Source organism: Lentzea sp. NPDC051838 (assembly GCF_040681245.1).
Lineage (GTDB): Bacteria > Actinomycetota > Actinomycetes > Mycobacteriales > Pseudonocardiaceae > Lentzea.
The window spans coordinates 62515-83662 of the sequence record NZ_JBFAYI010000026.1; the positions used below are offsets into that span (position 1 = coordinate 62515).

The 21148-nt window shown below is 68.2% G+C and carries 26 protein-coding genes; 13 read left to right on the top strand and 13 right to left on the bottom strand.

Annotated features, from left to right (window positions below):
* Positions 1-3: 3 nt before the first annotated feature.
* The gene (gene arsM / locus AB0M24_RS36780; RefSeq protein WP_363778092.1) at positions 4-753 is read right to left on the bottom strand and encodes an arsenite methyltransferase; all 750 of its coding nucleotides are present in this window, start codon (positions 751-753) and stop codon (positions 4-6) included.
* Positions 754-833: 80 nt separating this feature from the next.
* Here arsM and AB0M24_RS36785 point away from each other — a divergent pair, with 80 nt between their 5' ends.
* The 4 genes from AB0M24_RS36785 to AB0M24_RS36800 are packed head-to-tail and all read left to right on the top strand — an operon-like array spanning position 834 to position 3354.
* Positions 834-1178: a metalloregulator ArsR/SmtB family transcription factor gene (locus AB0M24_RS36785; protein WP_363778093.1), complete on the top strand. Its 345-nt coding sequence runs from the start codon at positions 834-836 to the stop codon at positions 1176-1178.
* Positions 1175-1861: an aquaporin gene (locus AB0M24_RS36790; RefSeq protein WP_363778094.1), complete on the top strand. Its 687-nt coding sequence runs from the start codon at positions 1175-1177 to the stop codon at positions 1859-1861. Before AB0M24_RS36785 ends, AB0M24_RS36790 begins: the two co-directional genes overlap by 4 nt.
* The gene (locus AB0M24_RS36795) at positions 1855-2253 is read left to right on the top strand and encodes an arsenate reductase ArsC (RefSeq protein WP_363778163.1); all 399 of its coding nucleotides are present in this window, start codon (positions 1855-1857) and stop codon (positions 2251-2253) included. The genes AB0M24_RS36790 and AB0M24_RS36795 overlap by 7 nt, the downstream gene beginning before the upstream one ends.
* A 30-nt stretch (positions 2254-2283) precedes the next feature.
* Complete coding sequence (locus AB0M24_RS36800) at positions 2284-3354, top strand: tetratricopeptide repeat protein (protein WP_363778095.1); 1071 nt, start codon at positions 2284-2286, stop codon at positions 3352-3354.
* Between the two features lie 26 nt (positions 3355-3380).
* On the opposite strand, the gene AB0M24_RS36805 is transcribed toward AB0M24_RS36800, so the two are convergent.
* Positions 3381-6038, bottom strand: a complete 2658-nt coding sequence (locus AB0M24_RS36805; RefSeq protein ID WP_363778096.1) for a hypothetical protein — start codon at positions 6036-6038, stop codon at positions 3381-3383.
* 130 nt (positions 6039-6168) lie between these two features.
* Entirely contained in the window at positions 6169-6330 is a 162-nt protein-coding gene (locus AB0M24_RS36810; RefSeq protein ID WP_363778097.1) for a hypothetical protein, read from the bottom strand.
* 68 nt (positions 6331-6398) lie between these two features.
* Here AB0M24_RS36810 and AB0M24_RS36815 point away from each other — a divergent pair, with 68 nt between their 5' ends.
* The 5 genes from AB0M24_RS36815 to AB0M24_RS36835 all read left to right on the top strand — a co-directional run bounded on the left by AB0M24_RS36815 (position 6399) and on the right by AB0M24_RS36835 (position 10236).
* Positions 6399-6995, top strand: a complete 597-nt coding sequence (locus AB0M24_RS36815; RefSeq protein WP_363778098.1) for a histidine phosphatase family protein — start codon at positions 6399-6401, stop codon at positions 6993-6995.
* A complete protein-coding gene (locus AB0M24_RS36820) occupies positions 6995-7468 on the top strand; it encodes a GNAT family N-acetyltransferase (protein ID WP_363778099.1) in 474 nt (157 codons plus the stop codon). Before AB0M24_RS36815 ends, AB0M24_RS36820 begins: the two co-directional genes overlap by 1 nt.
* 126 nt (positions 7469-7594) lie before the next feature.
* Positions 7595-8011 carry a DUF5684 domain-containing protein gene (locus AB0M24_RS36825; RefSeq protein ID WP_363778100.1) on the top strand — a complete coding sequence of 139 codons (417 nt, stop codon included), beginning with the start codon at positions 7595-7597 and terminating at the stop codon, positions 8009-8011.
* A 160-nt stretch (positions 8012-8171) separates the two neighbouring features.
* A complete protein-coding gene (locus AB0M24_RS36830; RefSeq protein WP_363778101.1) occupies positions 8172-9644 on the top strand; it encodes a glycosyl hydrolase family 28 protein in 1473 nt (490 codons plus the stop codon).
* A gap of 10 nt (positions 9645-9654) precedes the next feature.
* On the top strand, positions 9655-10236 hold the full coding sequence (locus AB0M24_RS36835; RefSeq protein WP_363778102.1) for a class I SAM-dependent methyltransferase: 582 nt from the start codon (positions 9655-9657) through the stop codon (positions 10234-10236).
* Here the strand turns inward: AB0M24_RS36835 and AB0M24_RS36840 are convergent.
* From AB0M24_RS36840 to AB0M24_RS36850, 3 genes are all read right to left on the bottom strand, one after another.
* Positions 10229-11074, bottom strand: coding sequence for an SAM-dependent methyltransferase (locus AB0M24_RS36840; RefSeq protein ID WP_363778103.1), 846 nt, complete (start codon positions 11072-11074; stop codon positions 10229-10231). The two genes, AB0M24_RS36835 and AB0M24_RS36840, sit on opposite strands and share 8 nt — an antisense overlap.
* Positions 11075-11172: 98 nt before the next feature.
* The gene (locus AB0M24_RS36845; RefSeq protein WP_363778104.1) at positions 11173-11886 is read right to left on the bottom strand and encodes a trypsin-like serine protease; all 714 of its coding nucleotides are present in this window, start codon (positions 11884-11886) and stop codon (positions 11173-11175) included.
* A gap of 82 nt (positions 11887-11968) precedes the next feature.
* Entirely contained in the window at positions 11969-12367 is a 399-nt protein-coding gene (locus tag AB0M24_RS36850; protein WP_363778105.1) for a hypothetical protein, read from the bottom strand.
* A 251-nt stretch (positions 12368-12618) separates the two neighbouring features.
* Between AB0M24_RS36850 and AB0M24_RS36855 the strand changes: the two genes are divergently transcribed.
* Together AB0M24_RS36855 and AB0M24_RS36860 are read left to right on the top strand one after the other, a co-directional pair.
* Entirely contained in the window at positions 12619-13560 is a 942-nt protein-coding gene (locus AB0M24_RS36855) for a diacylglycerol kinase family protein (protein ID WP_363778106.1), read from the top strand.
* Positions 13561-13802: 242 nt separating this feature from the next.
* Positions 13803-14057: a WhiB family transcriptional regulator gene (locus AB0M24_RS36860; protein WP_015104912.1), complete on the top strand. Its 255-nt coding sequence runs from the start codon at positions 13803-13805 to the stop codon at positions 14055-14057.
* Positions 14058-14198: 141 nt separating this feature from the next.
* Here AB0M24_RS36860 and AB0M24_RS36865 read toward each other — a convergent pair whose 3' ends face one another.
* The 3 genes from AB0M24_RS36865 to AB0M24_RS36875 form a co-directional block, all read right to left on the bottom strand.
* Positions 14199-15677: a histidine kinase N-terminal domain-containing protein gene (locus AB0M24_RS36865; RefSeq protein WP_363778164.1), complete on the bottom strand. Its 1479-nt coding sequence runs from the start codon at positions 15675-15677 to the stop codon at positions 14199-14201.
* 192 nt (positions 15678-15869) lie between these two features.
* Positions 15870-16130 (bottom strand): mycothiol system anti-sigma-R factor, encoded by a 261-nt coding sequence (gene rsrA, locus AB0M24_RS36870; RefSeq protein WP_086660805.1) that lies wholly within the window; start codon positions 16128-16130, stop codon positions 15870-15872.
* Complete coding sequence (locus AB0M24_RS36875; RefSeq protein ID WP_363778107.1) at positions 16127-16792, bottom strand: sigma-70 family RNA polymerase sigma factor; 666 nt, start codon at positions 16790-16792, stop codon at positions 16127-16129. Before AB0M24_RS36875 ends, rsrA begins: the two co-directional genes overlap by 4 nt.
* A gap of 50 nt (positions 16793-16842) precedes the next feature.
* Between AB0M24_RS36875 and ybaK the strand changes: the two genes are divergently transcribed.
* Positions 16843-17319 carry a Cys-tRNA(Pro) deacylase gene (gene ybaK / locus AB0M24_RS36880; protein WP_363778108.1) on the top strand — a complete coding sequence of 159 codons (477 nt, stop codon included), beginning with the start codon at positions 16843-16845 and terminating at the stop codon, positions 17317-17319.
* Here ybaK and AB0M24_RS36885 read toward each other — a convergent pair.
* The 4 genes from AB0M24_RS36885 to AB0M24_RS36900 form a co-directional block, all read right to left on the bottom strand.
* Positions 17316-17825 (bottom strand): hypothetical protein, encoded by a 510-nt coding sequence (locus AB0M24_RS36885; protein ID WP_363778109.1) that lies wholly within the window; start codon positions 17823-17825, stop codon positions 17316-17318. The two genes, ybaK and AB0M24_RS36885, sit on opposite strands and share 4 nt — an antisense overlap.
* Positions 17826-17923: 98 nt before the next feature.
* Positions 17924-18466: a DinB family protein gene (locus AB0M24_RS36890; protein WP_363778110.1), complete on the bottom strand. Its 543-nt coding sequence runs from the start codon at positions 18464-18466 to the stop codon at positions 17924-17926.
* An 11-nt stretch (positions 18467-18477) separates the two neighbouring features.
* Positions 18478-19089, bottom strand: coding sequence for an alpha/beta family hydrolase (locus AB0M24_RS36895; RefSeq protein WP_363778111.1), 612 nt, complete (start codon positions 19087-19089; stop codon positions 18478-18480).
* Positions 19086-19796 carry an SOS response-associated peptidase gene (locus AB0M24_RS36900; RefSeq protein WP_363778112.1) on the bottom strand — a complete coding sequence of 237 codons (711 nt, stop codon included), beginning with the start codon at positions 19794-19796 and terminating at the stop codon, positions 19086-19088. Before AB0M24_RS36900 ends, AB0M24_RS36895 begins: the two co-directional genes overlap by 4 nt.
* A gap of 85 nt (positions 19797-19881) precedes the next feature.
* Between AB0M24_RS36900 and aroA the strand changes: the two genes are divergently transcribed.
* A complete protein-coding gene (gene aroA, locus AB0M24_RS36905) occupies positions 19882-21147 on the top strand; it encodes a 3-phosphoshikimate 1-carboxyvinyltransferase (RefSeq protein ID WP_363778113.1) in 1266 nt (421 codons plus the stop codon).
* Position 21148: the final 1 nt, after the last annotated feature.

Sequence of the window (21148 nt, forward strand, 5' to 3'; positions counted from 1 at the left end):
CGTTCAGGCGGGCTTGACCGCCCGGACGATCGCGGAGTGCATCCCGTCCGCGACCTCGTGGGTCGGCGTGATCTCGACAGCGGTGAAGCCCGCGGCTTCGAGGCCTTCCTGGTACTCGGTGAACGAGAGCGCGCCGGCGATGCACCCGACGTAGCTCCCGCGCTCGGCTCGCTGTTCGGGCGTGAGGCCGTCGTCGGACACCACGTCGGAGACGCCGATTCGGCCGCCGGGCTTGAGGACGCGGAAGGTCTCGGCGAACACGGCGGACTTGTCGGTGGAGAGGTTGATCACGCAGTTCGAGATCACGACGTCGATAGTGCTGGCGGGCAACGGGATCGCCTCGATGTCGCCCTTCAGGAACTCGACGTTCGTCGCCCCTGCCCTGGCCGTGTTGGCGAGCGCGAGTGCCAGCATCTCCTCGGTCATGTCCAGGCCGTAGGCCTTGCCGGTCGGGCCGACTCGGCGCGCGGACAGCAGGACGTCGATCCCGCCACCGGAACCGAGATCCAGCACGCGCTCGCCCTCGTTGAGCTGAGCCACCGCGGTCGGGTTGCCGCACCCGAGTGAGGCGGCGACGGCTTCGGCCGGCAGTGCGTCGCGGTCGTCGGCGGCGTAGAGGGTCGAGCCGAAGTTCTCGTCGGTCTCGACGGGCTGGGGTCCACAACACGTCGTGCCGCTGTCGGTCACCTGCACGGCTGCTGCTGCGTAGCGCTGGCGCACGACCTCGCGCAGGTCTGTGGACGACTCGCTCATCTCCAGCCCCTCCAAATCGTTGTATCGATGTCTGTCGATGCAACCTTGCGCCTTGATTCGAAGAACGTCAAGATAGAAGAGTGTCGAATCAAGAGGAGCCCGACGGCTGCTGCAGCACGGTGAGCGCCGCGCCGCTGGACGCCGAGCAGGCCGTCGAGCTGGCCGCGGTGTTCAAGGCTCTGGGTGACCCGGTGCGGTTGCGGCTGCTTTCGATGATCGCGTCGCGCGAGGGCGGGGAGGTCTGCGTGTGCGAGCTCACGCCTGCCTTCGAGCTGGCTCAGCCGACGATCTCCCACCACCTCAAGCTGCTGCGGCAAGCCGGGCTCGTCGACTGCGAACGACGCGGCACGTGGGTCTACTACTGGGCGTTGCCCGCCACGCTCGACCGGCTGGCGGGGTTCCTGCGCACCCCCGTGAACGCGTGACCGGCTCGCTCCGGCGGCGGGCGGCTGCTGAGGCGCTCGGGACCGCCGCGCTCGTGGCCGTGGTCGTCGGCTCCGGGATCCAAGCCGCGAAGCTGTCCCAGGACGTCGGCGTGCAGCTGCTCGCCAACTCGCTGGCCACGGTGTTCGGCCTCGGCGTGCTGATCGCGTTGTTCGGCCCGATCTCGGGCGCGCACTTCAACCCGGTCGTCACGCTCATCGCGTGGTTCACGAACCGTCCCCCGGCCACGGAAGTCGGCGCCTACATCGGTGCGCAGACGGCCGGTGCGATCGTGGGCGCGGTCGTGGCCAACGCGATGTTCGCCGAACCGCTCGTCACCTGGTCCACCCACCACCGCGACGCGGGGAACCTCCTCCTCGGCGAGGTGGTGGCAACGGCGGGGCTCCTCGCGCTGATCTTCGGCCTGCTGCGCTCCGGCAGGGATCATCTGATCCCGACGGCCGTCGCCGCCTTCATCGGCTCGGCCTACTGGTTCACGTCCTCGACGTCGTTCGCCAACCCTGCCGTGACGATCGGGCGGGCGTTCACGGACACGTTCGCCGGGATCGCACCCGACTCGGTGGTGCCGTTCATCGCCGCTCAACTCCTCGGCGGCGTCCTCGGTCTGGCGGTCGTCGCCGTCATCAGTCCAGCCTCGTCACCCGCCAAGGAGCCGACATCGTGAGCCGTCCGTCCGTGCTGTTCGTCTGCGTGCACAACGCCGGCCGTTCCCAGATGGCCGCGGCCTTCCTGACCCACCTCGCGGGGGATCGCGTCGAGGTCCGCTCCGCCGGATCGGCACCGGCCGACACGGTCAACCCGTCCGTCGTGCTGGCCATGGAGGAAGTCGGGATCGACATCTCCCGGGAGACGCCGAAGGTGCTGACCACCGACGCGGTGCAGGCCTCGGACGTCGTCATCACGATGGGCTGCGGCGACGCCTGCCCGTACTTCCCCGGCAAGCGCTACCTGGACTGGACGCTGGAAGACCCCGCCGGTCAGGGCGTCGAGGCGGTCCGGCCGATCCGCGACGAGATCGAACGGCGCGTGCGCGGCCTCATCGACGAGATCGCGTAACCCTCGTCAGGCAGCGGGCGATGACCTGGCGTGGCTGACGACTCGTGGGATCAGGGACATCGCTACCTGTACGACCGCAGCCCTGCCGCGGCCGAACTGCTCGACCTGCTCGCGTGGATGGCACCCGCGCCGGTGCCGCTCGACCTGTTCGTCCGCCACCCGGACGGCCTTCCCGCCGCCCTGGCCGCGGCGGCACGGGATCCGCGCGCCTGGGAGGAGGCCGTCGACCTGCTGGTGCGGCTGGGCATCGTGCGCCGCTCGCCCACCCACGTGCTGATCGCCAACGAGCAGGCGCACCAGATGGTGCGAGGACACGGGCCGTGCCGCAGCGTCGAGGTGCAGCGACTACTCGAAGCCGACGTGCCAGGCCGCATCGTGGCCGCGCCCGCCAGTTGGACGTGGTGGCGGACGATGCTCGCGCACGTGCTGACCGTCGCGGACGACGTGGAGAACGATCCGGACCGGTGCGCCGCGGACAACAGCGGGTGGCTCGTCGACCGCGCGGCCACGTTCCTGAACGAGGCCGGCCGCCGCGGAGACGCCATCCACCTGTTCGAACGCGCGCTGGCCGTCATCGAGCGGATTCACGGGCCGGAGAGCCTCTCCGCGGCCTCCACCCTCAACAACCTCGGGGAGGCCCTCGTCGACCACGACAGGGCGGCCGAGGCCGTTCCCGTGATCGAGCGCTCCCTCGCCATCCACGAACGGACCGAAGGCGAGGAGCTGAGCGTCGCCGTCAACCTCGACAGCCTGGCCAAGGCGTACTCAGGCCTGGGCCGGCAGCCGGAGGCCATGTCGCTGAGCACACGCGCCCTCGCCATCTGGGAGGCCGCGCTCGGTCCCGACCATCCCGACGTGGGCGTATCCCTGCACAACCTGGCCTCGGCGTACATCCGGACAGGCCGCTACGACGAAGCCATCCCCTTGCTGGAGCGCGCTCTTGCCATCGACGTCGCCGTCTACGGGCCGGACGACGTCTCGGTCGCGATCAGCCTGAAGGCCCTCGGGGTGAGCCTCCGCGGAGCCGGACGCCTCCAGGAATCCGTCTCGGCGTTCGAGCGCGCTCAGGCGATCCACGACGCCGCCGGCACCGCTTCCTGAGCCGGAAGCGGTGCCGGCGTCAGGTGTCAGGCGTTCGCCACCTTGCCGATCACCTCGAAGTCGGTGCCGGTCGGCTGCAGGCCCTCGAACTTGAGACGGATCTGCTCCTCACCTTCGGCCTCGGTGTCGGTGACGGTCGGCACCTCGACGTCCAGCGAGGTCTGCCCCGGCTGGATGGACGTCCACAGCTGGATCCCGGTCGAGGACAACGCCCGCGAAGGCAGTGCCTGCTCGCCCGAGTTCTCCAGGAGCCACTGAGCGGTCACGTCCGTTGTGGACAGTTCCGAAGCGCCGGAAGGCGCCAGTGGCAAGCCGACCAGGATGATGCTCGCGTCGGCGGCTTCCGACAGGGTGAGCTTCCACTTCAGCGTTCCGCCCTCGGTCACGCTGTCGGCGACCGGGGTGACGGTGAGCTTCGGGACCGGGTCGTCGTTGCGCACCAGCAGGCCACCGAACGCAGCGCCCACCACGGCGTTGTCGAGGGCCACCACCCCGATCGGGTACTGAGCGTCGGAGCTCCAGCGGGTGTTGGCGGTGTAGGTGATCGGCACGTCGACGCGGTGCTCGCCCGGCTTGAGCGTCACGAGCTTCGTGACCGGGGTGCGGGTCGCCAGGTCGGTGTAGAACAGCCTCACCGTTCGGGTGCCGTTGCCGGTGGCGGTCACGGCGACGTTGTACGTCACGGTGCCCTCATTGCCTTCCAGGACCGAGGTCACGGTGGCGTCGACACGGCCGAGACGTGCGGGCACGACGGGGACGAGGCCCTTGCGATAGCCGTACGCGTCGATGAGCAGCGCCTCGCCCGAAGCCGACTCCGGGGTCAGTTCGAGCGACGTCGCCTGGCTCAGGCCGGACGGCAGCGGGACGCGGACTTCCTGCGCCCACAACGAAGTCGTGCGGTCGGAGCCGGGCAGACCCGTCACCGAGACCGCGCCCAGCGAGTGCTTGCGTCCACTTTGGTCGGTGATAGATATACCAAAGCGGGTCGTTGCGGTGTTCGCGGGGACGGCCAGGCGCAGTGCGAGCTCGCGAGAACCCTGCAGCGACACGGGTTTCGGCAGACCGACCGCGCCTGCCTGACCAGCGGAAGTCCACTTGAGAGCGACGGACTGGCGTTCCGGCTGCGTGGCGGCGAAGCGGAACCGGACCAGGTGCGGTGAACGAGAGCCGCAGCTGGCCGCGGGGTCGGTGGTCACCTGGGCACAAACCCTTGCGCTGCCGGAAGCCTGAGTCGCGGGATCGGGCACGACGAACGGCTTGCGGTCGGCACCGACGGCGTGCGAGAGGACGCGAGCCGGGTCGGCGGACGGGGCGCGCACGCCGGAGCCGTCGAGCAGCGGCAGCACCGACTCGTCACGGGCGAGGAACAGGTGGGCCGACGCCGCGATGTAGGTGGCACCCGCGGTCTGCTGCTGGTCGGCGGTCAGGCGGGTGGCGGCTCCCGGCGTGCAGATCGGGTCGGGCTGCTGGCCCGGCCAGAAGTCGTCGAACGCCGGCGCCTCGGCCTGGCCGGGCGTCCACTCGCTGTTGAAGTAGTTGTGGTTCGCGCCGATGAAGTACTGCGCGCTGTGCAACGCGGCACCGCGCGAGACGCCGCGGGTCTGGTCGACGAACATCTGACCCTGCAGGTCGGACACGTCGCCGTCGCAACCGGGCAGGAACGTCACGGAAGGCACGTCGGGCTGCGGGTTGTGGCCGAAGATCGTCGGGCCGATCAGCACGTTGCCGCGGATGTTCCAGCGCACCGGGCCCGAGAAACCCGTGTCGCCGGGCGGCGGGTTGAGGCTGTCGGTCGCGGCGCGGTTGACGCCCTCGCCACCGCGCGAGTGGCCGACCAGCAACACCTTCGACAGGTCGGCGGGTGCGGACTTCACGATCGCGGGCGCGTCGCCACGACCGGCCGACCAGTCGGCCCACTTCGCCAAGTGGTTGCGCACCAACGACGAACGCCCCTGCGCACCCGCGTCGAAGGTCATCGCGTCCTGCGCGTTGATGCCGTTGGCCGAGATCGACACGGTCACGTAACCCTGTGACGCCAGCAGTTCCTGCGCCTTGAGGTAACCGCGGTGGCTCGGCACCGGCGTCAAGCCGTCAGGACACGGCCAGTTGCCGGTGATCTGGTTCGGGTTCGTCTTGCTGTAGCAGGTGAAGTGCCGCCCGTGCAGGAACAGCGCCAGCGGCCGCTTGCCGGACGCACCCTTGGGCGCGACGACGACGGCGTCCATCTCGATCGGCGCCGCGTAGTCGGGCAGCTTGATCGGGTCGAGCGAGTACTCACCCTTGGTCGTGGCGTACTTGCCCGGCTTGCCGGGGTCCACCCCCGCCTCCGGCAGCAACGCGGGCAGGTCGGGAGCCGACAGGCCCGCGGGCGGTGCCGGTTGTGCCACGTCGATCCGCTTGCCCGCCGACCGCACCTGCAGCGCGGCCGGATCCTTGAGCGGAGCGGTCAGCGTGAACGTGCGCAGGTTGGCCGACTCCGTGGCCGTGCCGAGGAGCCGGTCGCCCTCCCAGAACTCGACACCGGCGTCCGACAACGGCATCGGCGTGGGAGCGGTCCACCGGATGGTGTTGCCCGCGACCGCCCACCCCGGCGGCGACGGTGGTTCCGGAGCGGCCGCGGCCGGCAGCGCGGGTACGACCGCGGCCAGCGCAACGGGTATCAGAAGTGCGACTATTCGGCGCATGAGTGGGGTCCCCTCGAAAAAGGAATACCCCTCAGTTCTAGCGACGCCGCACTTCTCGGACACCAATCAAAACAACATACCGACCTGCGTAGTACGCCATTCAGCCCAATACCGAGGTGTTTGACGCTCTTTATTGGTCTTTGGTGTCGGTGTCCCGTTCGTTCTGACGCAGTTTGTTCCACGTCGACGTCAGCTCTGCCCGGATGCGCGCGACGCGGACCCCGAAGGCTTCACGGATCTCCTGGGCGTCCACCTCGTCAGGTGCGCCGTTGTCGGGGTGCTCGGCGGTCATGGCGAGCGGGGTACCTCCAGGGTGGACTCCTCCAAACGTGCTCCCCGTCACTCCTTAGGATCGAACAGGTGAGCACCCACCTCTACCTGCTGCGCCACGGCCAGACCGAGTGGTCCGAGAGCGGCAGGCACACGGGACGCACTGACATCGAGCTGACGCCCGAGGGCGAGCAGCAGGCACGCCGCGCGGGCGCCACGCTCGCCCGGCTGAGGGGCACGGACCAGGCGCCGGCGCTCGTGCTGACGAGTCCACGTCAGCGCGCGACCAGAACCGCCGAGCTCGCCGGGCTGGAGGTCAACGCGACCACCGAGGACCTCGCCGAGTGGGACTACGGCGACTACGAGGGCATCACCACGCCGCAGATCCGCGAGCGCGTGCCGGGGTGGACGGTGTGGACGCACCCGATGCCGAACGGCGAGACGCACGCCGAAGTGCAGGACCGGGCGCGCCAGGTGCTCGGCGAGGTGCGCAAGATCCTGCCCGGCGGCGACGTGGTGCTGGCGGGGCACGGGCACTTCAGCCGCGTGCTGATCGCGGCGTGGCTGGGCCTGGCGCCCGACCAGGGCGTCCACTTCGGACTGGACCCGGCGGGCATCTGCCAGCTGGGAGACGAGCGGGGCGACCCGCAGGTGCGCAGGCTCAACGTGCCTGCCTGGGAGATCTGATGATCCGACGAGTCGAACCGCGCGACGTCGACGCGGTCGTGCGGCTGGTGCACGAGCTGGCGCTGTACGAGAAGGCGCCGGAGCAGTGTCACCTCACCTCCGAGCAGCTGCACACCGCGCTGTTCGACGACACCCCCGCGCTGTTCGGTCACGTGGCCGAAGTGGACGGTCAGGTCGTCGGCATCGCGTTGTGGTTCCTGAACTTCTCGACGTGGGACGGCGTGCACGGCATCTACCTCGAAGACCTCTACGTCACCCCGGACCAGCGCGGCAACGGCCTCGGCAAGCAGCTGCTGGAGACGCTCGCCCAGGAGTGCGTCGCTCGCGGGTACACGCGACTGCAGTGGTGGGTCCTCAACTGGAACGAGCCTTCGATCGGTTTCTACAAGTCGTTGGGTGCCATCCCAATGGACGAGTGGACAGTGATGCGAGTGGCCGAAGAAGCGCTCCAGAAGCTCGGCTCTTCACTCTGAAGGTTGACGGAAGGTCTCGAAAGGCTCACGAAACGGGTATTCCACACAGGACAGGTCCACGGTCCTGGCAGCGTCCCCGCTCGCCGATCCCCCGGCACCAAGTAAGCGTGGAAAGAAGGAAAGACCGTGGGCACTGACCCGACTACCGTCGACCCGGCCGCCGCTGCAGGCATCGGCATCGTCGGCACGATCATCTACCTGGCGCTGCTCGTCTTCGGCATCGTGGTCTTCTGGAAGACCTTCACGAAGGCAGGCCAGCCGGGCTGGGCGGCGATCATCCCGATCTACAACATCTACGTGTGGCTGAAGGTCGCGGGCCGCCCGGGCTGGTGGATCATCCTGCTGCTGATCCCGATCGTGAACATCGTGATCGCGCTGATCGTCTCCATGGACGTCGCGAAGTCGTTCGGCAAGGACTCCGTCTTCGGCGTCGTCGGCCTGTGGCTGTTCAGCATCATCGGCTACGCGATCCTCGCGTTCGGTGGCGCGCAGTACCGCGGCCCGGCCGCGCTGGCGGGCCAGCAGGGCGCCTACCGGGGCTGATCCAGCCCTGATCGAGCTCTGAACCCAGGCCGGGCCCGAAGTCACCCCTGTACTTCAGGCCCGGCCTTCACTATGGTCGGTAATGAAATCGTTTTCAGAACGTTTCAGACGCCGAGCTGCCGCCGCCCTCGACGCACCGACGAGGAAGGACCTCTCAACGATGAGGCGTCGACTGACCGGCGCGTTCGTCGCGCTAGCGGTGGTCGTGGCACCGGTGGGCGTGGCGAACGCGGCCAGCTTCAACGTCAAGGACTACGGCGCGAAGGGCGACGGCAAGGCGATCGACTCGGTCGCCATCGACAAGGCCATCGCGGCGGCATCGGCGGCTGTTGGTGGTGTCGTCGAAATCCCGCCCGGCACGTACCTCTCGCGCTCGATCCACCTCAAGAGCAACGTCACCATCAACATCCAGCAGGGCGCGCGAATCGTGGCGTCCGGCAGCGGCATCGACGCGCCGGAGTCCAACCCGAACTCCAAGTACCAGGACTTCGGCCACAGCCACTTCCGCAACGCGCTGCTGTGGGGCGAGAACGTCGAGAACATCAACTTCACGGGTCGCGGCGTGATCGACGGCGCCAACAAGCTGGAAACCGGCGAGAACATCCCCGCCGGCAAGGGCGACAAGATGCTGTCGCTCAAGTTCTGCAAGAACGTCAACATCACCGACGTGACGTTCCGCGAGGCAGGCCACTTCGCGATCATCGTCAACGGCTGCAACGGGATGAAGCTCGACCGCATCACCGTCGACTCGCCCGACGACCGCGACGGCATCAACTTCATCAACAGCGCCAACGTCGAGCTCTCGAACTCGACCGTCATCGCCAGCGACGACGCGGTGGCGTTCAAGTCCGACTTCGCCACGGGCAAGACCTTTTTGAGCGAGAACAACATCGTCCGCGACTCGACGATCCAGTCGACGGAGAACAACGCCATCCAGTTCGGCTCGGAGACCTGCGGCAGCTTCAAGAACATCCAGTTCCGCAACCTCAAGGTCACCGGCGCCTCGAAGGCGGGCCTCGGCATGGTGTCGATGGACGGCGCGGTCATCGAAGACGTGCTCTACGAGAACATCCAGCTCACCAAGACCGCCTCGCCGATCTTCATCCACATCGGCAAACGCGGCCGCTGCCCCAACTCGCCGCCCACCGGCAAGATCCGCAACATCACCTACCGCAACATCACCGGCACGAACCTGACCGCACCGCGCGACATCCCGGGCGACCCGGAGTACGCGTCGACGATCTCCGGCCGCTCCGACTCGAAGATCACCGGTCTGACGTTCGACAACGTGCGGCTTTCCGTGCCCGGCGGCCACGGTGAGGGCGACTCGTCCAAGAACCCGCCGGAGGTGTCGGGCGAGTACCCGCCGCGGATCTTCGGGGTGCGGCCGGCGTTCGGCTTCTGGATCCGCAACGCCACCGACGTGAAGTTCCTCAACAGCACCATCGAGTTCGACAAGAACGACGGACGGCCCGCGTTCACGACGGACAGCGTGTCCGGGGTCTCGCTGAACGGGGTCAAGGTGGAGCGCAGCGCGGGCGCGAACGACCTGCAGTGGCGCAAGAGCAGCGGTACGTCGGTCACGAACAGCACGTCGACTTCGGGGCAGGCGCTGCGAGCCAAGACCAGCTAGACAGAGGGGTGTGACGACCTTCTGGGACGAGCAGGCGGCGACCTTCGACGACGAACCGGATCACGGTCTGCGAGATGCGGACGTGCGAGCAGCATGGGCGAAGTTGTTGCTCCCCTTGATGCCGGCGGGTTCGTCGGAGGTCGTCGACCTGGGCTGTGGAACGGGCAGCCTTTCGGTGCTGCTGGCTGAAGCAGGGCACCACGTTCGGGGTGTGGACCTCTCAGAACGCATGGTCGCCGCGGCCACGGAGAAGGCTCGAACAGCAGGAGTCGCGGCAGAGTTCGTGCAGGGCGATGCCGCGGATCCTCCCTACGCACCAACCTCTGCGGACGTGGTGCTGGCGCGGCACGTGCTGTGGGCGCTGCCCGACCCAGCGGCTGCGCTGAAGGCCTGGGTGCGGCTGATGAAGCCTGGCGGGCGGCTCGTCCTGGTGGAAGGCCACTGGTCGACAGGATCAGGCCTGACCGCTGCCGAGTGCGAAGCGCTGGTGAGAGCAGTCCGCGACGAGGTCACTGTGACGCCGTTGACCGACCCTGCCCTGTGGGGACGAGAGATCGAGGACGAGCGCTACCTGCTCGTCAGCCTCAAATGACGCCGACCGCGCCATAAGTAGAAGCGTCAGCCGCGGCCGACGAACTGGGCAGCTCGCCGTCCGCCCTCCAGTGGGCGGCGAGCACCAGCCCGGGCTCCAGCAGCTTCAGCCCGCAGACGAACTCCTCCACGTCCTGCTTGGAGCGCGGCACGATCACACTGCCGATCTCGTCCGCGAGCTCGATCAGCTGGTCCACCAGCACCGGCTCGACGTCCTTCGTCAGGTGCGTCAGGGCCAGGACGCTGCCCTCGCACAACGCGGCGCGGTACCTGGCGACGACGCCGTCCGGCTCGTCGAGGACGAACGGGAGGATGCCGATCATGAGCACCGCGGTCGGCTGGCTGAAGTCGATCAGGCGGCGGGTCTCGGGATCTCGCAGCACCGCGCCCACGTCGCACACGTCGGCCTGCACGATGGCGGCGTTGAGGTTCTCCCGCAGCATCGTGCGGGAGTGGGCGACGGTCACCGGGTCGCGGTCCACGTAGACGACGTGGCACGAGGGGTCCAGGGTCTGGGCGACCTCGTGGACGTTGCCCGCGGTCGGGATGCCGCTACCGAGGTCGAGGAACTGCCGAATGCCCAGCTCTTCGACGCAGAGCCGCACCACGCGCCGGGAGAACGACCTGACGGTGCGCGCCACCTCGACGACGGGCATCTTCTTGATGCTTTCCTCGGCCACCGCGCGGTCCACCGCGAAGTTGTGCGCTCCGCCGAGGTAGTAGTCGAACAGGCGGGCCACATTTGGGCGCTCGGAACCGCCGTTTGTACCCACCCGCTTCGGGCCGTCCTGCACTGCGCACCTCACCCTGCTCCCGAGCGGCGCGAACGCTGGGGGCACGGTAGCTGGCTACTCCGTTCGTGTCCATCCACCATTCGTGAACACGCAGGGTGATGGCCCCCGGCCGGAGCCGAGGGCCATCGCAGGGAAATGCCAGGTCACACGCCTGCGTACTGACGGATCCAGGTGCGGTACGCGCCGACGTGCGTGTAGTTGGAGCGAGTCGAGCGGTCCGACGTCGAGGCGACGCCGACCTGCTTGCCGTTGGAGCTGAACATCGGGCCACCGGAGTCGCCGCCGGCCGCGATGCCGTCGACGCGGGTCACCGAGACGGCGCGGCCGCCGCGGTAGTCCTGGCCGTTGACGGACGTGACGCGGGTGTTCGCGACCTTCAGGTAGCGGGACTGGCAGTTGATCTCAGGCTGGTTGGTGCAGGTGGCGCCCCAGCCGTAGAGCTTGACGTTCTGGCCGTTCGCCACGTCCGAGGTCGTGCCGAGCGGGGAGAACGGCGCGGTCAGCGTCGTGCCGACCTTGACCAGGGCCAGGTCGACGGACGGGTGCCGGATGACCTGGGTACCGGTGACGAACTGCCCACCGGAGGTCTGGTCCAGGCTGCCCACCCGGAACGTGTACGTGCCAGTCGTGCCTGCGACGCAGTGCTCAGCGGTCAGGATCCACTGAGGCGCGATCTTCGTCGCCGAGCAGTTCTCACGGCCGTTGTAGAACAAACGGGCCGCGTAGGGGAAGTTCGACGCGTAGCTGCCACCGATGATCATCGGCGACATGTCCGGCTCGTCCGGAGCAGCCGACGCGACAGGAGCGACGGAGAGCGCCGCCAGGAAGGCGCCCGCGATCGCGGTCAGAACACGCATGGTTGGTCACCTCGTGAGTGCAGGGAGTGGTTAAGCAACCACGCACAGCTTCACTCGGTCGTGTGACCCTGACCACCCTCCGTTAGTCGGCTTTGTCGGCTTCCGACAAGCCCATCGCCCACCGGCGGCCATCCGCCGTGAAGAGCAGCACGAGCACCACAACGCAGTAGATGCCGCCCAACGAGCCCAGCAGCTGTTGCTCCGACGGTCCGTACGCGTACCAAGCACAGCCCAGAAGCAGCAGCTGCGTGACGATCACGGGCGTGCGGGCGCCGTGGTGGCCGCGGAACAACATGACCGACGCGAAGAGCACGCCGCCGAACCAGAGCACGAGCACACCCGCGGCGCCGAGGATCGGGCCGCCGGACGCGGCGCCCTGGATCACGCGGACGACGAGCGCCACAGCGAGCGCGATACCGCCCATGCCCTGCAAAAAGGTGAGCGCGGCGGCGACGCGGACCGAGCGCGGTGCAGTGGTCACGACAGACCTTTCCTCACGTTCTGTACTGGTCACGGATCGTAGGCCACCCGGTTGGAGGGCTCTCCGAGCACGCCGCACGCGGGAAGATCAAGGGGCCTTCAGCGAGCCGGCGGTCGTCCGGGGTGCACTCGTCTGCGAGGCGCACGCAGTGCGAGCCGAAGGGAGATTTGGGCCACTTTCGTGAGGCTGGAGCCACCCTTAGGGAGGACATGCGCGCCGCTGACGGTCACGCACTGTCTTACTCTCAAGTAGTGCGCGCTCTTCTCGTGGTGAACCCGCAGGCGACTACTACTACGCCAGCGGGCCGTGACGTATTGGCGCACGCGCTCGCCAGCGACGTGGACCTGGAGGTCATCCAGACCTCCTACCGAGGCCATGCCGCGGACGCCGCGAGCAAGGCGGCCGCGGACGGGTTCGACCTGGTCATCGCCCATGGCGGCGACGGAACGGTCAACGAGGTCGTCAACGGCATCCTGCGCGACGGCCCCCGCCCCAACAAGCCGATGCTCGGCGTCGTGCCGGGCGGTTCGGCCAACGTCTTCGCGGGCGCGCTCGGCATCCCGCGCGACCCCGTCGAGGCCACGCACGTCCTGCTTCAGTCGATCGAGAACGGCACCAAGCGCCGGATCGGGCTCGGCCAGGTCTTCGCGGACGTCGTCGAGGGCGGCAAGGGTCGCTGGTTCACCTTCAACGCGGGCATGGGCCTCGACGCCGACGTCGTCGCGGGCGTCGAGAAGAAGCGCGCGAAGGGCCGGAACGCGAGTCCCACTCTTTATCTCGCCGTCGCGCTCGGGGCTTATGCGCAGAACGTCCGCAAGCCGCAGCACTTCACGGTCGAGGTTCCGGGCGAGCCACCGTTCAACGACGTCGGCATGGTGTTCGTGTCGAACACCGACCCGTGGACCTACTTCGGCGACAAGGCGATCCAGCTCAACCCGAGCACGTCGTTCGACGGCGGCCTCGGCCTGAGTGCGCTCAAGACCCTCCGCGTGCCCACGGTCGGGCGCTACGTCGCCCAGATCCTCGCGACGGGCAATCCGAAGAGCGGGAATCTCGTTCGGCGCGATGACGTGGGTTATGTCAGAGTGAAGTGCGAGGAGCCCGCCAACCTTCAGGTCGACGGTGATTTCCTCGGGAAGACGACTGCGGTGGAGTTCCGGGCAGTCCCCGACGCGTTGACTGTTGCCGTATAAGCAACTTGACAGTCCGTGATCGGTTCGTGACTGTCTCGGTATCGACCCGGGATGTACTGCAGTCGAGTGACAGCAGAGCGTGAAACCCCAGGTGAACGCTGTCGATCTTTTGGGTGAGTTCACTCACCGGGTCAGTGCTAACCCCTTGACATCCCAGCCGTTCGTGAAAGCATTCACAAGCACCCCAAAACGACCGCTGACAACCGGCGTGCCTTTGCGCGCCTAGCTGAGGAGTAGTTCCAATGGACTGGCGCCACCGCGCGATCTGCCGCGACGAGGACCCCGAGCTGTTCTTCCCCGTTGGGAACAGTGGTCCCGCGCTGCTTCAGATCGCCGAGGCGAAGACCGTCTGCCGCCGTTGCCCCGTCGTCTCCGACTGCCTCGCGTGGGCGCTCGAGAGCGGCCAGGACGCCGGCGTCTGGGGCGGGATGAGCGAAGACGAGCGCCGCGCTCTCAAGCGCCGCAACGCCCGCACGCGGGCCCGCAGCAACGCCTGAGCAGGCAGTTAGCCGCGAACGATACATATAAGAAGAAGCCCGACACCGTGCCAGGTGTCGGGCTTCTTCTTTGTTTGCACACCCTCCCGCATGACCACGTGAGACCGCTGAGGCTGGTCGTCACGTGTGCACGGCGTTAGTTTAGCGCCGCCCTCTGAGCGGTACGCGCAGGACCGCCTCTGTACCGCCTCGGGGCCGTCGCCGCAAGCTCAACGAGCCTCTCAATTCGGAATCGACAAGGGTCCGAACGATCTGCAGACCCAGACGATCCGTGCGCTCCAGGGAGAAACCCTGCGGAAGACCCTTGCCGTCGTCGGACACCGTCACGTCGAGCCATTTGGCGGACCGCTCGGAGTGCACGACGACCTCTCCGCGCTGGCCAGGGGCGTAGGCGTGCTCGAACGCGTTCTGCACGAGTTCGGTCAGCACCATCACCAGCGGAGTCGCGATCTCGGCCGGAACGACCCCGAACCCACCCTCGCGACGGACCTTCACCTGGGTCTCGGTGACCGCCACGTCGCCCATCATCGGGATCACCTTGTCGACGACGTCGTCAAGATCGACTCGCTCGTCCACCGACATCGACAACGTCTCGTGAACCAGTGCGATGGAAGTCACACGGCGGACCGACTCGGCCAGCGCCTCCTTCGCCTCCGGGTTCGTCAACCTGCGACTTTGCAGTCGGAGCAGCGCCGCGACGGTCTGCAGGTTGTTCTTCACGCGATGGTGGATCTCGCGGATCGTGGCGTCCTTCGACATCAACGCACGGTCACGCCGGCGCACCTCGGTGACGTCTCGGCACAGCACGATCGCACCCGCGGCCTGTCCTCGCGGCCTCAAGGGCAACGAACGGAACAGCACCGCGGCACCGCGGCGCGACTCGGCCTCCATGCGCATCGACGGCTGGCCGTCGAGCGCCTGCCTGATGCGTTGCGCGACCTCGGTGGCGTCGAACGGATCGCCTATGAGGCTGCGCGTCAACGGCGCCAGGTGCACGCCCACCAGGTCTGACGCGTGCCCCATGCGGTGATACGCCGACAACGCGTTCGGGGAGGCGAACACCACCGCCCCGGACGGATCGAGCCTGATCAGGCCGTCGCCGACGCGCGGGCTGGTGTGCACGTCCGGCGACGGCTCGGGCGCCGGGAACGTGCCGTCCGCGATCATCTGGCACAGGTCGGCGGCTGATCCGAGGTACGAGATCTCCAACGGCGAGGGGACGCGCGGCACCGCCAGGTTCGTGCTGCGGCTCAGCACCGCGATGACCTGGGTGCCCAGCCGCACCGGGATGGTTTCGCGCCGCACGGGCACACCCAGGTGCCAGCGCGGGTCCTCCTCGCGGCAGATCCGCGACTCGTCCATGGCCCGGCGCAGCTGCGGGTGCTCCTCCGAGTCCACCTCGCTGCCGACCACGTCCTCGGGATGCGCGGTCGGTGCCGTCGTCGGACGGGCCTGCGCGACGCAGAGGAACTTGTCGTCGTCGAGCGGGACGTACATGAGGAAGTCCGCGAACGACAGGTCGGAGAGGAGCTGCCACTCCGCGACGACCAGCTGCAGGTGGTCGACCGCCGCGCCGGAGAGCTTGGTGTGCTCTGCCAGCAGGTCCGTGAGCGTAGACAGAACTCCTCCATGAGAAACTGGTGGGTGAAGCAGTTCTGATCCTAGGAGACACCCATGTCGAAGCGTGCTCGCAAGCGCCGCGACCGCAAAAAGGGCGGCGCCAACCGAGGCAAGCGCCCCAACGCCTGAGTGCTGCGAAAAGGCCTGGACACCATGACGGTGACCAGGCCTTTTTGTCGTTCTGGACCGAGTTCAGTCCTCGGTGCGGATCTCCACGATCGTGGCGCGGATGCGCGCCTTCAGATCCGCGGGGGCGTAGTCCCCACCACACTTTCGCGCGAGCAGCGCCTTCAGGTGCTCCTCCAGCCCGAACTGCTCCAGGCACGGATGGCACTCGTCGAGGTGCGTCTGCAGTGCCGCCCTGCGGGTCTGGTCACATTCCTGGTCCAGGAACAGCCAGACCTCGCTCAGGACCTCTGAGCAATCGGTGTCGTGGGGTTCGCCGCAGTTCATGACGCGTCTCCGTTGCTGCCTCGGAGGAAACCGCGCTCGCGGGCGACGTCCGCCAGCATGTCGCGAAGTTGGCGACGGCCCCGGTGCAACCGGGACATCACCGTGCCGATCGGGGTGCCCATGATGTCTGCGATCTCCTTGTACGCGAAGCCTTCGACATCGGCGAGGTAGACCGCGATCCGGAACTCCTCCGGCAACCGCTGCAATGCTTCCTTGACGTCGCTGTCGGGCAGGTTGTCGAGTGCCTCGACCTCTGCGCTGCGCAGTCCGGTCGAGGTGTGGCTCTCCGCCTGCGCCAGCTGCCAGTCAGTGATCTCGTCGGTCGGCTGCTGGATCGGCTGGCGCTGCTTCTTGCGGTAGCCGTTGATGTAGGTGTTGGTGAGGATCCGGTACAGCCACGCCTTGAGGTTCGTGCCCTCCGAGAAGGACTCGAACGCCGAGTAGGCCTTGAGGAACGTCTCCTGCACCAGGTCCTCGGCATCAGCCGGGTTGCGCGTCATGCGCAGGGCCGCCGAGTAGAGCTGGTCGAGCATGGGCATCGCGTCGCGCTCGAACCGCGCGGCTCGCTCCGCCGTCGTCTCAGTCGTGCCGGTGGCGGGCACCGCGCTCCCTTCCCACTGGTTCTGGGTCGGGACCGACTTTACGCGGGGCCGCTCGAGCATGTTCGTCACCACGTCCTTCGTAACAACGGAGGTGCTGGTAGTAATTCCGCATGGCCGGACGTGGGACGCCCGCCACAGCGCTGCTGGACAAGCAGCGGGTGGCGCACACCTTGCACTCGTACGAGCACGACCCCCGCCACGAGTCCTACGGGCTGGAGGCCGCGGAGGCGCTCGGGCTGGTGCCGGGACGTGTGTTCAAGACGCTCGTGGCCGAGGTGGACGGCAAGCTCGCGGTCGGCGTCGTGCCGGTGACGGGGCAGCTCGACCTCAAGGGTCTGGCGGCGGCTCTCAAGGGCAAGAAGGCGAAGATGGCGGTCGTCGCGGACGCCGAACGGGCGACGGGGTACGTCGCCGGCGGCATTTCCCCTCTCGGCCAGAAAAAGCGGCTTCCGGTCGTGCTCGACGAATCAGCGCTGCAATTCGAGACGATGTTCTGCAGCGCGGGCAGGCGTGGCCTCGAAGTCGAAATCACGCCTGCCGAACTGGTGCGACTCACCAATGCGGTGGTCGCGCGAATCAGCGCTTAGCTGACCGGCGCGCCGATGCCGCCCATGCGGACGTTCGAGCCGATGCCGGACTTCGGCCACGGGATGGTGACCAGGTCGCCCAGCCTGCCTTGACCGGGCAGGTTGAAGCGGACGAACGCGGGGCTGGACTGAGGCCCCTGAAGGCTCGATGCCACGTAGGTGGCGGCATAGCGGTCGCCTCCGACCACCGTCTCGGTGTACGGCGGCTGGCCTCCGTTCTGGGAGGCGTGGATGTCGTTGCCCTGCAAGTCGAGGAAGCGCACGTTGCTCACGGTGCCCCCGATCGTGCAGGAGGCGCCCTCCGCGGCCACGAACCTGATCTGGTGCGCCTTGGTGGTCGAGGGCGCCGGCGACTGCATGTCGTAGACGCCGATCGCCAGATCGTCGCCGGTGCACCACTGCTCCGCGGTCTCGCCGGCCTGTGCGACCGACGTGGCCACGACTGCGCCCAACGCGGCGACACCGGCCAGAGCGGTTGCGGTCGCGATCGTGCGGAATTTGCTCACGTGTCGATCCCCCGAATTCATCTCACTTGGCGTTTCTCCCCTTGCACATCGGTGGACGCCTCGGAGATGCACTCGGTTGCATCGAGAAGTTTCGAAAACTATTCGCCGACCTCGCCGTCGATCGCTTCCCTCAGCAAATCGGCGTGGCCGTTGTGCCTGGAGTACTCCTCGACCATGTGAGTGAGGATCCAGCGCAAACTCACCTTCTTGCCGTCCGTCCACGGCGCGCGCTTCGAGAGTTGCCCGAGGTCGCCGGTCTCGAGGGCTTCCGCGACTGCTGCGCGGGCGCGCTCGACGTCGTCCTGCCAGAGCGCTGTCAGTTGCTCGGGGGTGTCCTGAGCCGCCGAGTGCCAGTCCCAGTCGCGATCGGCCTTCCAGTCGACGCTCGCCCACGGTTCCAGCGGCTCGCGGTCGTGCAGGACCGTGTGGAACCACTGCTGCTCGACGTACGCGAGGTGCTTGAGCAGACCGCCGAGCGTCATCGACGACTTCGCGGTGGTCTGGTTCAGCTGCTCGGCGGTGAGGCCGTCGGTCTTCCACGCGAGGGTGGCGCGGTGGAACTCCAGGAAGCCGGTCAGGGTGGCGAGCTCGTCGCCGTCCATCGGCGGTTCCGGCCGGTCGCGCCTGTCGAAGTCGGTCATGAACGCGGACGTTAGTCGAGCGGACGCAGAACCCGGTCCAGCCATTCGCCAACGGATCGGCCCACGTCCGCGACGGACGCCTTCAGCGAGTGGTCGCCCTTCAGCAGGACGACCTCGCGGTGGTGGGCGCGCGCGGGCTGGCCGAACGGGTCGTTCTCGCCCTGCACCACGAGCGTGGCGACCTCGACGCCGTCCAGCTCGGCCATGCGGGACTTCTCCGGCTTGCCCGGCGGGTGCACCGGGAACGCCAGGCACAGCACCGCGACGGCCTGGCCCTCGATCGACGTCCGGCAGGCCACCCGCGCGCCCGACGACCGGCCCCCGAACACCAGGGGCAGGCCGTCGAACCAGCGTTCGCCGAGGTCGTCGACCACGGACAGCCACGCGGTGTCGAGCTGCCCCGCCGGTGCGGGAGCACGGCGGCCGGCGACGCGGTAGGGCTGCTCGATCAGGGCCACGTGCACACCGACGGAGTTCGCGGCGTGGCACGCGGCGACCAGATCCGGGGCCTCGACGCCGCCACCGGCGCCGTGGCCGAGCAGGAGAGCCGCGCGCGGTTCGTGGGCACAGTGCAGTGAGGCCCTCGCGGGGCCGTGCGGCGTGTCCACCAACAGCGTCGTCACGACAGCTCTTCGAGCAAGACGCGGTCCATCAGGTGCGGGTTGTTGTTCTTCACGCTGTTCACCTCCGTCGACACCGGACGCAGCTCCAGCGCCTCGACGATCGACGGGTCCGGCGCGAGCAGCTCGGACGGGTCCAGCGACGTCGGGTCGAGCCACGCCGACCAACGGTCCTGAGGCAGCAGCAACGGCATGCGGTTGTGCACCTCGGTCAACGCGCCGATGGAGTCCGTCGTCAGCACCGCGCACGTGACGGTCGGAACGTCGTCCTTCCACCACACGGACCAGATGCCGGCCATCGCCAGGGACACCTCATCGCCCAAAGTCATGAAGTACGGCTGTTTGCGTCCCTCGGCCGGCTGCCATTCGTACCAACCGGCGGCGGGGATGATGCAGCGGCGCTTCATCGCGGACTGCTTGTAGGCGGGCTTCTCCAGCACGCTCTCGGCCCGCGCGTTGATCATCTTGGCCGCGCCGGAGAGGTCCTTGGCCCAGTGCGGAACGAGGCCCCAGCGCATGACGCGGATGCTGCGTTCCAGCTCCTCGCCGTCGGCGTCTTCCGCGGGTTTGCGCTCGACCACCGCCATGACGTGCTTGGTGGGAGCGATGTTGTAGTCCGCGCCCGGCGCCTCGTCGCCGGTCCCGTCCACCGCATCGAACTCGGCCGCCAGCAGCGCCGGGTCCTTGGTGGAGGCGTACCTACCGCACAAAACCGATCACCTCCGAAGTCGTCATCGTCGCACGTCGGGAACACCTGTGCGAGCCACCCCAGTTGGCGTGCGGGATCATTGGGGCATGACTCAGCACTGGTCAGCCCCCAGCGCATCCGGTCCAGTCCACTCGACGGTGCCGGTGCCCGGCTCGAAGTCGATCACGAACCGCGTCCTGGTGCTCGCGGCACTGGCCGACGGGCCGTCCACCGTGCACGCGCCGTTGCGCAGCCGGGACACCGTGTTGATGGCCGCCGCGCTGTCTTCGCTGGGTGTCACGTTCACGGATCGCGAGGACGGCGGCTGGGACGTGATGCCCGGTCTGCTGCGCGGTCCGGCGGACGTCGACTGCGGTCTCGCGGGCACGGTGATGCGCTTCCTGCCGCCCGCCGCCGCGCTGGCCGAGGGTGAGATCAGGTTCGACGGCGACCCCCACGCGCGGTTGCGGCCCATGGCGACGGTGCTGGGCGCACTGCGTTCGTTGGGCGCTGAGATCGACGGCGACGCGCTGCCGTTCACGTTGCACGGCACCGGATCGCTGCCCGGCGGCGAGGTGACGATCGACGCGTCCGGCTCGTCGCAGTTCGTGTCCGGGCTGCTGCTGTCGGCCGCGCGGTACGACAAGGGCGTGACGGTGCGGCACGACGGCAAGCCCGTGCCTTCGTTGCCGCACATCGACATGACGGTCCAGACGCTCCGCTCGGTCGGCGTGCGGGTGGAGACCGACGCGAACGTGTGGCACGTCGAGCCCGGCACGATCGCCGCCCGCACGTGGCACGTGGAGCCGGACCTGTCGAACGCGACGGTGTTCCTGGCGGCGGCCGCGGTGACCGGTGGCGAGGTGACGATCCCGCACTGGCCGGCCGAGACCACCCAGCCCGGCGACTCGGTGCGCGGCATCCTGGAGCGCATGGGCTGCACGGTTTCCGTTTCCGACGCCGGTCTGACCGTGCGCGGACCGTCGACACTGTCCGGTTTGGACATCGACCTGCGCGACGAGAGCGAGCTGACGCCGACGGTCGCGGCGCTGGCGGCGGTAGCCGAGGGGCAGACGATCATCCGCGGGGTCGCGCACATCCGCGGCCACGAGACGGACCGGATCGCGGCGCTCGTCAACGAGATCAACGCGTTGGGCGGCAACGCTTCCGAGACCGAGGACGGCCTGATCATCAACCCCGTGCCGCTGCACGGCGGGGTGTGGAAGGCCTACGCGGACCACCGGATGGCGACGGCGGGCGCGATCATCGGGCTGGTGGTGCCAGGCGTCGAGGTGGACGACATCGGTTCGACCACCAAGACGATTCCAGACTTCCCAGGAATGTGGAACGCCATGCTCGGCGGGGGCGCGTAGA